The sequence below is a fragment of the Ruegeria sp. BE1 genome, from assembly GCF_056538885.1.
This window is the reverse complement of the sequence record NZ_JBQFTY010000003.1, coordinates 423,867-436,217: the sequence shown is the minus strand read 5'-3', so window position 1 is coordinate 436,217 and position 12,351 is coordinate 423,867. Positions and strand designations below refer to the sequence as shown.

At 60.0% G+C, this 12,351-nt stretch carries 14 protein-coding genes; 4 read left to right on the top strand and 10 right to left on the bottom strand.

Translation table 11 applies throughout. The features are described 5' to 3' along the window. Positions 1 to 4 precede the first annotated feature (4 nt). Entirely contained in the window at positions 5 to 1,186 is a 1,182-nt protein-coding gene (locus tag ACR0J5_RS12325) for an aminotransferase class I/II-fold pyridoxal phosphate-dependent enzyme (protein ID WP_480653735.1), read from the bottom strand. Between the two features lie 107 nt (positions 1,187 to 1,293). Further along, on the bottom strand, positions 1,294 to 2,622 hold the full coding sequence (locus ACR0J5_RS12320) for an amidase (protein ID WP_480653733.1): 1,329 nt from the start codon (positions 2,620 to 2,622) through the stop codon (positions 1,294 to 1,296). 52 nt (positions 2,623 to 2,674) lie between these two features. On the opposite strand from ACR0J5_RS12320, the gene ACR0J5_RS12315 reads away from it, so the two are divergent. Next, positions 2,675 to 3,937, top strand: a complete 1,263-nt coding sequence (locus ACR0J5_RS12315) for an FAD-dependent monooxygenase (RefSeq protein ID WP_480653731.1) — start codon at positions 2,675 to 2,677, stop codon at positions 3,935 to 3,937. On the opposite strand, the gene ACR0J5_RS12310 is transcribed toward ACR0J5_RS12315, so the two are convergent. From ACR0J5_RS12310 to ACR0J5_RS12285, 6 genes are all read right to left on the bottom strand, one after another. Further along, complete coding sequence (locus tag ACR0J5_RS12310; protein ID WP_480653729.1) at positions 3,934 to 4,119, bottom strand: Trm112 family protein; 186 nt, start codon at positions 4,117 to 4,119, stop codon at positions 3,934 to 3,936. The two genes, ACR0J5_RS12315 and ACR0J5_RS12310, sit on opposite strands and share 4 nt — an antisense overlap. Next, complete coding sequence (locus ACR0J5_RS12305; protein ID WP_480653727.1) at positions 4,116 to 4,757, bottom strand: LON peptidase substrate-binding domain-containing protein; 642 nt, start codon at positions 4,755 to 4,757, stop codon at positions 4,116 to 4,118. Before ACR0J5_RS12305 ends, ACR0J5_RS12310 begins: the two co-directional genes overlap by 4 nt. 27 nt (positions 4,758 to 4,784) lie before the next feature. Further along, positions 4,785 to 5,702: a thioredoxin gene (gene trxA, locus ACR0J5_RS12300; RefSeq protein ID WP_480653725.1), complete on the bottom strand. Its 918-nt coding sequence runs from the start codon at positions 5,700 to 5,702 to the stop codon at positions 4,785 to 4,787. Between the two features lie 76 nt (positions 5,703 to 5,778). Next, positions 5,779 to 6,567: an exodeoxyribonuclease III gene (locus ACR0J5_RS12295; RefSeq protein ID WP_480653723.1), complete on the bottom strand. Its 789-nt coding sequence runs from the start codon at positions 6,565 to 6,567 to the stop codon at positions 5,779 to 5,781. Between the two features lie 101 nt (positions 6,568 to 6,668). Next, positions 6,669 to 7,028 (bottom strand): hypothetical protein, encoded by a 360-nt coding sequence (locus ACR0J5_RS12290; RefSeq protein WP_480653721.1) that lies wholly within the window; start codon positions 7,026 to 7,028, stop codon positions 6,669 to 6,671. Between the two features lie 288 nt (positions 7,029 to 7,316). Continuing rightward, positions 7,317 to 8,003 (bottom strand): response regulator transcription factor, encoded by a 687-nt coding sequence (locus ACR0J5_RS12285; protein WP_480653719.1) that lies wholly within the window; start codon positions 8,001 to 8,003, stop codon positions 7,317 to 7,319. A 160-nt stretch (positions 8,004 to 8,163) separates the two neighbouring features. On the opposite strand from ACR0J5_RS12285, the gene ribA reads away from it, so the two are divergent. Together ribA and ACR0J5_RS12275 are read left to right on the top strand one after the other, a co-directional pair. Beyond that, a complete protein-coding gene (gene ribA / locus ACR0J5_RS12280; RefSeq protein WP_480653717.1) occupies positions 8,164 to 9,258 on the top strand; it encodes a GTP cyclohydrolase II in 1,095 nt (364 codons plus the stop codon). Beyond that, positions 9,255 to 9,755 carry a L,D-transpeptidase family protein gene (locus ACR0J5_RS12275; RefSeq protein WP_480653715.1) on the top strand — a complete coding sequence of 167 codons (501 nt, stop codon included), beginning with the start codon at positions 9,255 to 9,257 and terminating at the stop codon, positions 9,753 to 9,755. Before ribA ends, ACR0J5_RS12275 begins: the two co-directional genes overlap by 4 nt. Here the strand turns inward: ACR0J5_RS12275 and ACR0J5_RS12270 are convergent. Next, a complete protein-coding gene (locus ACR0J5_RS12270) occupies positions 9,739 to 10,398 on the bottom strand; it encodes a YggS family pyridoxal phosphate-dependent enzyme (RefSeq protein WP_480653713.1) in 660 nt (219 codons plus the stop codon). The genes ACR0J5_RS12275 and ACR0J5_RS12270 overlap by 17 nt on opposite strands. A gap of 102 nt (positions 10,399 to 10,500) precedes the next feature. Then, positions 10,501 to 11,517, bottom strand: coding sequence for a porin (locus tag ACR0J5_RS12265; RefSeq protein WP_480653711.1), 1,017 nt, complete (start codon positions 11,515 to 11,517; stop codon positions 10,501 to 10,503). Positions 11,518 to 11,799: 282 nt separating this feature from the next. Here ACR0J5_RS12265 and ACR0J5_RS12260 point away from each other — a divergent pair, with 282 nt between their 5' ends. After that, the gene (locus ACR0J5_RS12260; protein ID WP_480653709.1) at positions 11,800 to 12,285 is read left to right on the top strand and encodes a DUF3576 domain-containing protein; all 486 of its coding nucleotides are present in this window, start codon (positions 11,800 to 11,802) and stop codon (positions 12,283 to 12,285) included. The last annotated feature ends 66 nt before the right edge of the window (positions 12,286 to 12,351 follow it).

Sequence of the window (12,351 nt, the reverse complement as noted above, 5' to 3'; positions counted from 1 at the left end):
TACCTCACGAATAGATGCAGTCACGCAGCTTGATCAGCCCCTGCTGCATCTCATTTTTTGGAGCCACCAAAGCGGCCCGGATAAATTGCTCGCCCGGGTTTTGCCCCGGGTCGCCTTGGGAAAGATATGCGCCCGGCAGCACGCGGACTCCGGTCTGCTGCCACAGCTTCAATGCGGTCTCTTCGCCGTTTTCGACCGGCAGCCACAGGAAAAACCCGGCCTCGGGCGACATATAGCCCTGAAGACCCGCGAAAGCCTCATCGGCAATCGCGTATTTCTCCTGATACAGCGCGCGGTTCTCGGCGACGTGTTCTTCATCAGCCCAGACACGGGCCGCAGCGGCCTGCAACGGCAGCGGCAGCGGTGCACCCGCATAATTGCGCAGCTGTTTGACCTGTTTGATCGTCTCGGGCCCACCGGCAATCAGACCCGATCGCAGGCCCGCCAGATTGGACCGTTTCGACAGTGAGTTGAACAGCGTAACCCGTTCGGGATTAGCACCCAGTTCCTGCGCAACGGTAAGGGCGCCAACCGGAGCCTCGTCGCGATAAATCTCGGAGTAGCATTCGTCAGCGAAAATACGGAAATCGTATTTCTCGGCCAGCCCGATCAATTCGGCCCAATAGGCGCGCGAGGCAACGGCCCCCTGCGGGTTGGCGGGCGAGCAGATATAGGCCGCAACAGTGCGGTTCAGAACGTCCTCGGGCAGGCTTGCGTAGTCCGGCAGATGGCCGGTCGCGGCTGTGGCCGGCACAAAAACCGGCTCGGCCCGGACCGAGATCGAGGCGACCATATAGACCTGATAAAACGGGTTCGGGCACAGAACGACCGGGTTTTTCCCGTTCTTCTGTTCCGGCAGCAGTGCCATCGCGGCGTTGTACAGCCCCTCGCGCGTGCCATTCAGGGCCATCACGTTAGTGTCCGGGTCCATCGTCACACCGTAGCGGCGCGCGATCCAGTCGGTGATGGCACCCCGCAGTTCGGGTGAGCCTTCATTGGGCGGGTAGCCCTGAAACCCTGCCGCATTCTCGGTGATGACATCGGTCACCCAGGCCGGGAAATCGTGCATCGGCGCGCCAATGGTCATGTGAATCACGTCACCGCCCGGCTGGTGGTGGTCCAACAGGGTGCGCAGACGCGGAAATGCGTATTCCGGTAGGTTCGAAAACCGCTCGGGGAACTTCATATCTACTGCCTCAATATCGGGATCATACCGCCCCGTTTTCTGGCAGGTTACAGATCACACCCCGCTTCGTCCAGCCAAAGAGACGTCGAATCAGGGGATTGTGGCATTCAGGCCAATGCGGCCTCGGCGGCTGTTCCAAGCCGCAGCAGCGCCTCTTCGGACCCCGGATAGCCCATCATCATCAACCCGCAGCCGGGCGTTCCGGTGGGCAATGTCAGCGCCGCCAGCCCCATCAGGTTGCCGATCCGTGTATTGCGCAGGGCCAGCAGGTTTTCGGCGATGTAATAATCATGGTCGGTCATCAGCCGGTTCAAATTCGGCGGCAGGATGGGGGCCGTCGGGGCCAGAACCGCGTCAAAGCCCGACGTGGCCGCATCCCAGGCGGCCCGGCTGGCCTTTAACCTGGACCAAGCTGCGACGTAATCGGGGCCCGAGACGGTCTTGCCCGCACGGAATCGTTCGAGAATCTCGGGATACATCGCGTCCGGGTTGGCCTCGATCACATCGCGCCACAGCCCGTAGGCTTCGGTCGTATAGAGGACCCCGGACAGGCCCATCGTGTCGGTCAGTTCAGGAACTTCCAGCGGCACGATCTCGGCCCCGGCGTCGCGCAATCGGGCCAGCGAGTCTTCAAACGCCTGTCGCGGTGCGTCGCGCAGATCGTCCTGCGCAACGGTCCGCAATTCGGCAAAACGGCGGCCTTTCAGGCTGACGCCGCGCAGATCGGCAGGCGTGCCGCCCTCTAGCAAGGCCAGCAGATGTGCGGCGTCCTCGACCGAGCGGGCCAGCGGGCCAACAGTGTCAAACCGCAGGCACAACGGCACCGTCCCCTCAAGACTGACACGTCCGGCGGTGGTTTTCAGCCCCACCAGATTGTTCCACGCCGCCGGAATGCGCACCGATCCGCCCGTGTCTGAGCCGATGCCGCCCGCCGCCAGCCCCCAGGCCACCGACGCCCCCGCGCCCGAAGATGACCCGCCGGGCACCGCATCCTCATTGTCGATGCAAGGCGGCGTGTCGGTGATCGGGTTCAGGCCAAGGCCGGAAAAGGCCAGCTCGCTCATATGGGTTTTGCCAAGACAAACCGACCCCATGGCAGTGGCATTGCACAGAACAACCGCATCGGCGTCCGGCACGCGGCCTTTCAACAGGGCCGATCCGGCCTCGGTCGCGGTGCCCGCTGTGTCGAACAGGTCCTTCCAACTGATCGGCACGCCATCCAGCAGAGATCGGCGCAGGCCCAAGCCCGCCCGTTCCTGCGCGGCCTTAGCCTCGGCTCGCGCGCGGTCATGTGTCACGCGGGCATAGATGCGGTCGCGGTGCGGATGGGCGTCGATGGCGGCCAGATAGGTCTCGGTCAGGTCCACCGGGTCGATCCGACCCATGCCGATGCCGCGCCCCAGATCACATGCCGTCATGGTCAACCAGTCCTGCATCCCTGCCCCCTTGGAAAATCGTCTTGACAGGACGGTAGCGACAGGACCGCACATGGACAATCCCGAAACGGGGCGCATATTGCGGGGCATGGAACACAAGACCGACATCGTGATCGTAGGCGGAGGGTTGAACGGCCCGGCGCTGGCACTGGCTCTGGCACAGACGGGGCATTCCGTCACCGTGATTGACGCGCTGGACGAAACCGTGCGCAAAGACGCAGCGTTTGACGGACGCGCCTATGCGCTGGCGCTGGCCTCGCAACGGTTACTGGACGCGGTGGGCGTGTGGGAGCGCGTCGCAGACCACGCCCAGCCGATGCTGGAAATCAAGGTCACGGACGGCCATGCGGGCGCGGGCCCCTCGCCGTTTTTCATGCATTTCGACCATGCCGAGATCGAAGAAGGCCCGATGGGCTATATGGTCGAGGACCGCCACCTGCGCCGCGCGTTTCTGGACGCGATGGACGGGGAAACCCGGATCACGCAGATCAGTGGCCGGACCGTGGTTGCACAAGAGGCCGGAGCAACCGGCGTGACCGTAACGCTGGACGACGGCGCGACCCTGCACGGTGGCCTGTTGGTTGGTTGTGACGGTCGCCGCAGCGGAACCGCCGCGCGCGCTGGCATCAAACGCACCGGCTGGGATTACGGTCAAACCGCGCTGGTCTGCGCGATTGAACATGACCTGCCCCACAACGGCATCGCGCATCAGTTCTTTATGCCGCCCGGTCCGCTGGCGATCCTGCCGCTGACCGGCAATCGCAGTTCCATTGTCTGGAGCGAACGGACCGAGACAGCGCAGCGCATAAACGCCCTGCATGAGGCCGAGTATCTGCAGGTTCTGCGCCCCCGTTTCGGCGATTTTCTGGGCGATATCCGGCTGGCCGGAGATCGGTTCACCTATCCGCTGAACCTGACCATCGCCAATTCCTTTATCGGGGATCGGTTGGCGCTGGTGGGGGATGCGGCCCACGGCATGCACCCCATCGCAGGTCAGGGGCTGAACGCGGGTTTGCGCGATGTGGGTGCGCTGGCCGAAGTGCTGACCCTGGCCGGACGCCGGGGCGAAGACTTTGGATCCGTTCTGGTGTTAGAGCGTTATCAGGAATGGCGGCGGTTCGACACGGCATCGCTGGCGATGGCGACGGATGTGTTCAACAAGCTGTTTTCCAACGACAATCCGCTGCTGCGCATCGGGCGGGACATCGGCATGGGGATTGTCGGATCAATGCCGGGCCTGCGCCGCAACTTCGTGCGTGAGGCCGCGGGCCTGACCGGAGACCTGCCGAAATTGCTGCAAGGTCGGGCAATTTAATCCAGCTGCCGCGCCTCATCGACCAGCATGACCGGTATGCCGTTGCGAATGGGAAAAGCCAGACCGGCGGCTTTCGACACCAGTTCCTGCTGGTCGGCGTCATATTGCAACGTGGTATGCGTCTGCGGGCAGATCAGCGCCTCAAGCATATGACGGTCAAAGGGGTGTTCAGCGTCGCTCATTGCAGTTTTTCCTCATTCGATCCGCCGCGCATGGCGAATTCGATCAGTGTCACCAATGTCTCGCGCCGGGTGCTGAGGCAAGGTGCCTCAAGCAGGGCCTGCTTTTCTTCGGGGTCGAACTCCAGCAGCATCGACAGCGAATTGACCAGCAATTCATTATCCGCATCCTTGAGCGTTTCCCAATCGGTCGACAGATTGCGGGACGAAAAATACCGTTCCAGCAGGTTCAGAAATCCGGCGCGGTTGAACCCGCTGTCATGCTCGGTCTTGCCCAGATCGCGTTCAAACCCGTCCCAGGACACGGCGCAGCGCCGGTAAGGTGTAAAGGCGTCCAGCTCGGACTGGATACGGAAACGCGAAATTCCCGTCAGCGTGATCAGATAGCGGCCATCTTCGGTTTCCGAAAACTGCGTCACCCGACCGGCACACCCGATCCGGTGCAAGCGGTTCTCATCGCTTTTGCTGGGGTTGGGCTGCACCATCGCAATCAGCCGTTCCTGTGTTTTCAGCGCGTCATCCAGCATCTGCAGGTAACGCGGTTCAAAAATATGCAGGGGCAGGCGCGATCGGGGCAACAGAAGCGCCCCGGGCAATGGAAACACGGATACCGTTTCCGGCAAGTCGGCAGGATGCATCATAGACCCGAGTGTAGCTCTGATCAGAGATTAGGCAAATATCATCGAGCTGAGCTTGCGCCGCCCGTTCAGAACAATCGGGTCATTGGGCTTGAGCGCGTCGAAGATCGTGAACAACTGTGCCTTGGCTGCACCCTCATTCCACTCGCGATCCCGGCGGAACAGTTCCAGCAATTGCGCCACGGCTTCTTCGACCTGACCATTGGCATGCAGCGCCTGCGCCAGATCAAAGCGGGCCTGATGGTTGTCGGGCTCGGCCTCAACCGTCGCCGTCAGTTCCGCCACAGGGCCCGCATCGGCGGCCTGCTTGGCCAGTTCCAGCTGCGCATGCGCGGCTTCCAGCTCGGGCGAGGCAGAAATTTCGGCCGGGGCGCCGTTCAGGATCGCTTCGGCCTGCTCCAGATCATCCGCCGCGATGTGGGCGCGCACCAGCCCGCCATAAGCACCGGCGTGGTTGGGGTCTTCACCCAGAATGGCGGCAAAGGTCTGTGCCGCATCCGTGGCCGCACCCTCAGCCAGCATTTCCTCGGCTGCTGCGACGGCATCATCCAACTGCCCACCGGGGCTTTCACCGCCTGCCGCTTCGATCACGCGGTCGATAAATGCCTTGATCTCGGACCCTGGAACCGCGCCCTGAAAACCATCCACGGGCTGGCCCTTGAAAAAGGCATAAACCGTCGGGATCGACTGGATGCGCAATTGACCCGCGATCATCTGCGCCTCATCCACATTGATCTTGACCATCTTCACCGCGCCTTTGGCGGCGGTCACGGCCTCTTCCAGCATCGGGCCCAGCGTTTTGCAGGGACCACACCAGGGCGCCCAGAAATCGACGATGACCGGGACCTCCTGAGAGGCTTCGACAACATCGGCCATAAAGGTGGCCTCAGATCCGTCCTTGATCAGGTCACTCGCTGCGGGGCCGGTGGCAGTGTTCAAAAGGTCCATGGCTATAGGTCTCCGGTTCGAATTTGCGCCTTATATGCAGCCGCGCGCGGCGGAAACCAAGGGCAGATTTGCGCAATTACAGGTCGAATGTGGCGAAAACAGGGGCGTGGTCGCTGGGTTTTTCCCACCCGCGCGCGTCCCGCAGAACGCGGCTGGAATGACCCGCATTCGAAATGTCGGGCGTCGCCCAGACGTGATCCAGCCGCCGCCCCTTATCCGCCGCATCCCAATCGCGCGCCCGGTAAGACCACCAGCTATAAAGCTGCCCCTCGGGAATATCCTGCCGCGTGACATCGACCCAACCGCCGGCTTCCTGCGTCTCGGCCAGTGCCTCAACCTCGATCGGAGTGTGTGAGACGACCTTGAGCAGTTGCTTGTGCGACCACACATCATCCTCACGCGGAGCTATATTCAGATCGCCCACCAAGATCGATTTCTCGGGTTTTTCGGCGCGGAACCAGTCGCGCATATCAGAGAGGTAGTCGAGTTTCTGGCCGAACTTCTCATTCACCTCACGATCCGGCACGTCGCCACCGGCGGGGACATAGAAATTCTGGATGGTCACCCCATTTTCCAGCCGCGCCGCGATGTGGCGGGCATGGCCGAGACCGGCGAAATCCTTGTCGCCCACCTCCTCCATCGGGATGCGCGACAGGATGGCGACGCCGTTATACCCCTTCTGCCCGCGCGCCACCATGTGGGTGTAGCCCAGCTCGGCAAAGCCTTCGGTCGGGATTTTCTCAACCGGAGATTTACACTCTTGCAGACACAGAACATCGGGGGCCTCTTCCTGCAGCAATTTCAGCACGATAGGCTCACGCAGACGGACCGAGTTGATGTTCCAGGTGGCAAGGGTAAAGGGCATGGGGGATTCCTCTGTCACGGGTTGGACGGAGGTTAGCGTGGTCAGAGAGGATGGGCCATCGGAAATAGAGTGTATGAGCGACCTAATTTAGTGGCTCATAGTCATATATTCCCCCCCCCAACTGCCATTTCAGGGTCTTCAGAAAACTCGTCAATGAAGAATTCATGCTCAAGCAGCATACCAAGCAACACCGGGTCTAGTGCGGCTATTTCTTCTTGAGTAAGAACTGGCAAAATCGCCAGGCGTTCAACCAGTTGACTGATCGGTTGCCAATCATATTGGCCTTTGATGTCACCTCTACGTATCGCTGCGTTCATCAATGCAGTGTTAAGTTGCGAATCCGAAATATTCGCGTGATGGATCGCTTGTTCTTTGGAATTTGCAATTACCGCTTCGAAAACCCGAAACGTAGTTTTGGTACTTAGATTGAGACGCTTACTTTCAACTACCCACCATGACATCCCTTTTTCCAGAGCCGGTAGTGGCTTCGTATTTGTTCCCGCCAAAAGTTGTCACCCCTTCAACTTAGATATGAATCCCAAACAACCGACACACTCTAGGCCAGCATCAAGGCCGTCAAGAATGGATGCGTCACGAGCCGTAGAAATTCGCTTGGGGCAAAAAAAGCCGGGCCAAAGGCCCGGCAGTCCAACAGGGAGGTACATGTCATAACCCGGACATGTGCGGGATGGGAGTAACCTAATTACGCATCCAGAGTATCACTTTGATCTACGTCAATCCACAACGAGTTAAGAGACCAGTCGATATCCGCCCGATTCTGTGACCAAAAGGCGTGCATTCGAGGGATCGGGCTCGATCTTCTGGCGCAGGCGATAGATGTGGGTTTCCAGCGTGTGGGTGGTGACACCGGCGTTATAGCCCCAGACCTCATGCAGCAGCACGTCGCGGGCGACAACCCCATCGGTCGAGCGATAGAGGAACTTGAGGATGTTCGTCTCTTTCTCGGTCAGCCGGATTTTGCGATCCTCTTCGGTGATCAGCATCTTCATCGAGGGCTTGAACGTGTACGGCCCCAAAACAAAAACGGCGTCCTCGGATTGTTCGTGCTGGCGCAGCTGGGCGCGGATGCGGGCCAGGAGAACCGGGAATTTGAATGGCTTAGAGACATAGTCATTGGCACCAGCGTCTAGGCCCAGGATGGTATCGGCATCGCTGTCATGACCGGTCAGCATCAGGATCGGGCTTTTGACGCCTTGCTTGCGCATCAGGCGGCACAGTTCACGACCGTCCGTGTCCGGCAGACCGACGTCCAGAATGACCAGGTCGTAAATCGCTTCGCGCGCACGCTCCATCGCGGACGACCCGTCTGACGCTTCGAACACGTCAAAGTCTTCGGTCATCACAAGTTGCTCACTCAGCGCTTCGCGCAGGTCTTCGTCGTCATCCACCAGCAGGATTTTCTTAAGCTGTGCCATTCCCGGTCCTCCTAAGCTTTTCCACCACTTGCGTATATTGAATGCAATCAACAAGGTTTGCTGCAATACTTTCACGCCCTCGTGTCTGACGGGGAGGAATTGTTTCACATTTCCGTCTTATCAGGCTACAGGAAGGCCAGAGCGTTACAGGGTAACATAGATGAGTCTGATCCCGGATATTTCAGAATTGCTGGCGCGGGCCCGCGCCGATTTGCGCATGGGGGTGGCCGTTGTGCTGACGGATGCCAGCGGTTTCAGCGTGCTGGCCGTTGCGGCTGAAACGCTCAGCGCCCAAAGGCTGGCCGATCTGCGCGGTCTTGGGCCTGAACCGGTTGTCGCCATCACCGGGCGCCGGGCCGAAACCCTGAAGGCGCGCGCCTATGATGGCGATCTGGCGCGTGTCATCATCCCCGCCGATGCCGACATTGCGTGGGTGCAGGCCGTAGCCGACCCGTCGGACGATCTGAATACTCCCATGAAGGGCCCCCTGATGACTGAGCGTCAGGGCAATACCAACCTGCATCGCATCGCCATCGCCCTGACCAAATCCGCGCGTCTGCTGCCGGCAGCTGTGGTGGTGCCCGTCGAGGGTGGTCGCGCGTTTGCCGCGGCAAACGGTCTGACCTGCATCGATCACACTCGTGCCGCACCCTACCTGGCGAATCGCAGCGCGCTGAATGAAGTGGTGGCCGCTCGCCTGCCCATGGAAGTCTCTGAGGCCGGGCGGTTGCATGTTTTCCGTCCCGAGGATGGCGGCGAAGAGCACTACGCGGTCGAAATCGGCCGCCCCGACCGTGACAAACCGGTTCTGGCCCGGTTGCACTCGGCCTGTTTTACCGGCGACCTGATGGGCAGCCTGAAATGCGATTGCGGGCCGCAGCTGCGGGGGGCGCTGGCGCAGATGGGGGCCGAAGGGGCCGGTGTTCTGCTGTACCTCAATCAGGAGGGCCGTGGCATCGGCCTGGCCAACAAGATGCGCGCCTATTTCCTGCAGGATCAGGGCTTTGACACGGTTGAGGCCAACCATCGCCTTGGGTTTGAGGATGACGAGCGCGATTTCCGGTTGGGCTCGGACATACTGAAATCTCTGGGCTTTAACTCGGTCCGTCTGCTGACCAATAACCCGGCAAAGATCGCGATGATGGAGAAAACCGGAATCGCCGTGACCGAACGCGTGCCGCTGAAAGTCGGCGAAACAGCCCATAACCAAGGGTATCTGGCCACCAAAGCCGCCAAGTCCGGGCACCTGCTGTGACCCCTGCCGATCTGGTTCTGACGCCGCGCGGGGTGCGCTTTGCCGGTCGTCTCTTTCCCTGTTCGATTGGCAAAGGCGGCCTGAGCAATGCGAAACACGAAGGGGATGGCGCCACCCCAACCGGTACGCATCACATCGTAGGCATGTTGTACCGCCCGGACCGGATCACACAGCCGGTGGACTGGGCGATTCCCATTGGACCACGTGATCTTTGGTCGGATGATGTTCGGGACGCTGGCTATAACCACCTCGTCACTGCGCCCTATGCCCATAGCCACGAAAAGCTGCGCCGCGCAGATCCCTTGTATGATCTGGTGCTGATCACCGACTGGAACTGGCCCAATGCCGTACCCGGGCGCGGCTCGGCCATTTTTATCCACCAATGGCGCCGCCCCGGCTATCCGACTGAGGGCTGCCTTGCCTTTCGCCGCGATCACCTACGCTGGATTGCGGAACACGTGACCCTTGGTACGCGGGTCCTTATTCCTGAGTTTTGACGCGCTCGCCAAAAATGGCGGAGCCGACGCGCACATGTGTTGCCCCCAACGCAATCGCGCTTTCGAAATCGCCGCTCATGCCCATTGAAAGGCCGTCAAGCCCGTTGCGCGCCGCGATCTTGGCCAAAAGGGCAAAGTGCAGCGCGGGTTCTTCATCAACCGGCGGAAGGCACATCAGCCCCTGAACCGGAAGATCCAGAGCGCGACATTCGGCAACAAAAGCGTCTGCTTCGGACGGCAAGATACCCGCCTTTTGGTCTTCTTCACCGGTATTGACCTGAATGAACAGATCGGGGCATGCGCCGATCTCTTGCGCCAATCGGGCCAGGGTATTGGCCAGCTTGGGCCGATCAACGGAATGCATCACGTCGAACAACTCCATCGCTTGCCGGACCTTGTTGGATTGCAGCGGACCAATCAGATGCAGGTCGACATCCGGATACGTGCCCTTGAAGTCAGGCCATTTGCCTGCGGCTTCTTGCACCCGGTTTTCGCCGAAACAACGATGACCTTGTTCCAGAACGGCCTGAACGCGGTCATTTGGTTGCACTTTGGACACCGCGATCAGTTTGACAGACCCGGCCTCCCGCCCGGCAGCGGTTTCGGCTTTGGCGATACGAGCGGTGATTTCCTGCAGCGACATGGGGTTCCTCAATCTGCTTTGCCCGCAGAGAAACACCATGTCGGCACAAAAGAAAAGGGCAGGTCCGAAGACCTGCCCTTAAACCTTGCGGTTCAGATCAACTTAGAAGTTGAACTGCGCACCGAAGTCAGCAACGATCGAGTCGTCGCCAGCGTCGGAGTCGTTGCGGCCGATACCACCGCGCAGCGATGCACCGCCACCCAGGTCGTAAATGGCACCCAGAGCGATCTGCTGCAGGTCGGCGTCTGCGTTACCGTCACCATAGGTGAACAGCAGGGTGGTTGCTGCGCCCAGGTTGTAAGCAGCCGACAGACCCCATGCGGTGCCGTCAGTTGCGTCGATCTCGGTGTTATCGTCCGCCAGGAACAAAGTACCCGAGAAGTCGCCGAATTCAGCACCCAGTGTCAGGACTGCCAGGCTCGGATCGTCGCCGCCCGCGAACGGGTTGTCGGTCTGACCGTAAGCAACAGCTGCGGTGATGTTGTTGAAGGTGTAGGTCGCGCTAATGTCCCAGCGGTCTGCATCGTCGGACGCGCCGTTGATGCCGATGGTCGCTTGGTCATACGATGCGCCGAAAGCGAAGTCGCCAACTGCGTACTGGAAGAACACAGCGTTCGAACCTGCGCCGGTCGAGCTGTAGGCCAGGAAGTTGTAGTTAACGCCCGAGTACTGACCTGCGAACAGTTCCAGACCAACTTCGTTACCGTAGTAGTTTGCCAGGTTGTCGAACGCGCCGGCAACGTTGCCCGCGTCAACACGCAGACCACCGTAGATGACCGAGAAGCGTGCGCCGTTCAGGCCAGCAGTGTTGGCTTCGCCGTTGCCGCTGTTTTCGTCGGCTTGCAGACGAACACGACCTTCAAAGCGAACACCACCGTCGGTTTCGGTGAAGCCGTCGATGTTCAGACGGAAACGCGAGATCAGGATCGCGTCATCGGTGTCGACGGTAGCTGTGCCAGCTGCAGCACCTGCAGAGGTGAAGTTCGGAACAGTACCGGTACGATCTTCAACGTAGCCAATACCAAAACGGCCGTAACCGCTGAAGTTAACACCGGACTCTGCGGCTGCCATACCGGCGGTCGCGATCAGAGCGGTCGATGCGAAGAGAACTTTTTTCATCTTGTTTCCCTCGGTTTCAAAAAGTTTATCTACTCGACACATGCCTAAGCACATGTCTCAGCACGGGAACCGTTTCGCTCTTTTTGCCCCTGTCACGCAAGCTTGGCATAAATGATCCGGGCGCATTGCCACAAAATTGGTGCAAGGATGCCACAGTCGGATTTCAGCCCAGATACGTCCCGGCCCCACCCTTTAGTGACAATAATAGGGTTGTTGCGAAACGGGTCCTTGTCTAGGAGTAGTCCGTAACAATAGGACCATAGTGAACAGGACCAGTCGACAATGCGCCTGCAGACGATTTTCGGTTTGATCATAATGACTGCTGCCGTGTCGGCCTGCGGACTGAATCGGGGGGCCGATCCCAATCCGAATGTGCTGGCAACGGGCGGCAATTCGGACGAGCAGGAATTCAATGATCCGAATCGCTCGACCATTTGGGATCTGTTCAACAACGGAAATGCCGAGCAAGTCACAAATGTGAACCGTTATCTCTGGGCCGCGTCTCTGGACGTGCTGAATTTCCTGCCCGTGCAAGAGGTCGACCCGTTTACGGGTGTGATCGTAACGGGTTATGGCACTCCTCCGGGCGGTGGACGTCAGTATCGCGCAACCGTGCATATCAGCGATCCGGCGCTTGCAGCCCGGTCCCTGTCGGTCTCACTGCAGACCAGCGGCGGCGCTCCGGTCAGTGCGGCCACATCCCGCGCGATTGAGGATGCGATCCTGTCGCGGGCCCGTCAGCTGCGTATTGCGGACAACAAGCTCTAGCCACCCGCTGAAAATCACAATATTACCACGCCGGGTTCACGCCCGGCGTTTTCATTCACGAAGGAC

Bases quoted from the DNA above. Each gene is read 5' to 3' on its own strand.
- ACR0J5_RS12290 (WP_480653721.1), bottom strand. From the start codon at position 7,028: ATGTCATGGTGGGTAGTTGAAAGTAAGCGTCTCAATCTAAGTACCAAA.
- ACR0J5_RS12260 (WP_480653709.1), top strand. From the start codon at position 11,800: ATGCGCCTGCAGACGATTTTCGGTTTGATCATAATGACTGCTGCCGTG.
- ACR0J5_RS12315 (WP_480653731.1), top strand. From the start codon at position 2,675: ATGGACAATCCCGAAACGGGGCGCATATTGCGGGGCATGGAACACAAG.
- ACR0J5_RS12310 (WP_480653729.1), bottom strand. From the start codon at position 4,119: ATGAGCGACGCTGAACACCCCTTTGACCGTCATATGCTTGAGGCGCTG.
- ACR0J5_RS12285 (WP_480653719.1), bottom strand. From the start codon at position 8,003: ATGGCACAGCTTAAGAAAATCCTGCTGGTGGATGACGACGAAGACCTG.
- ACR0J5_RS12305 (WP_480653727.1), bottom strand. From the start codon at position 4,757: ATGATGCATCCTGCCGACTTGCCGGAAACGGTATCCGTGTTTCCATTG.
- ACR0J5_RS12325 (WP_480653735.1), bottom strand. From the start codon at position 1,186: ATGAAGTTCCCCGAGCGGTTTTCGAACCTACCGGAATACGCATTTCCG.
- ACR0J5_RS12270 (WP_480653713.1), bottom strand. From the start codon at position 10,398: ATGTCGCTGCAGGAAATCACCGCTCGTATCGCCAAAGCCGAAACCGCT.
- ACR0J5_RS12295 (WP_480653723.1), bottom strand. From the start codon at position 6,567: ATGCCCTTTACCCTTGCCACCTGGAACATCAACTCGGTCCGTCTGCGT.
- ACR0J5_RS12320 (WP_480653733.1), bottom strand. From the start codon at position 2,622: ATGCAGGACTGGTTGACCATGACGGCATGTGATCTGGGGCGCGGCATC.
- ribA (WP_480653717.1), top strand. From the start codon at position 8,164: ATGAGTCTGATCCCGGATATTTCAGAATTGCTGGCGCGGGCCCGCGCC.
- trxA (WP_480653725.1), bottom strand. From the start codon at position 5,702: ATGGACCTTTTGAACACTGCCACCGGCCCCGCAGCGAGTGACCTGATC.
- ACR0J5_RS12265 (WP_480653711.1), bottom strand. From the start codon at position 11,517: ATGAAAAAAGTTCTCTTCGCATCGACCGCTCTGATCGCGACCGCCGGT.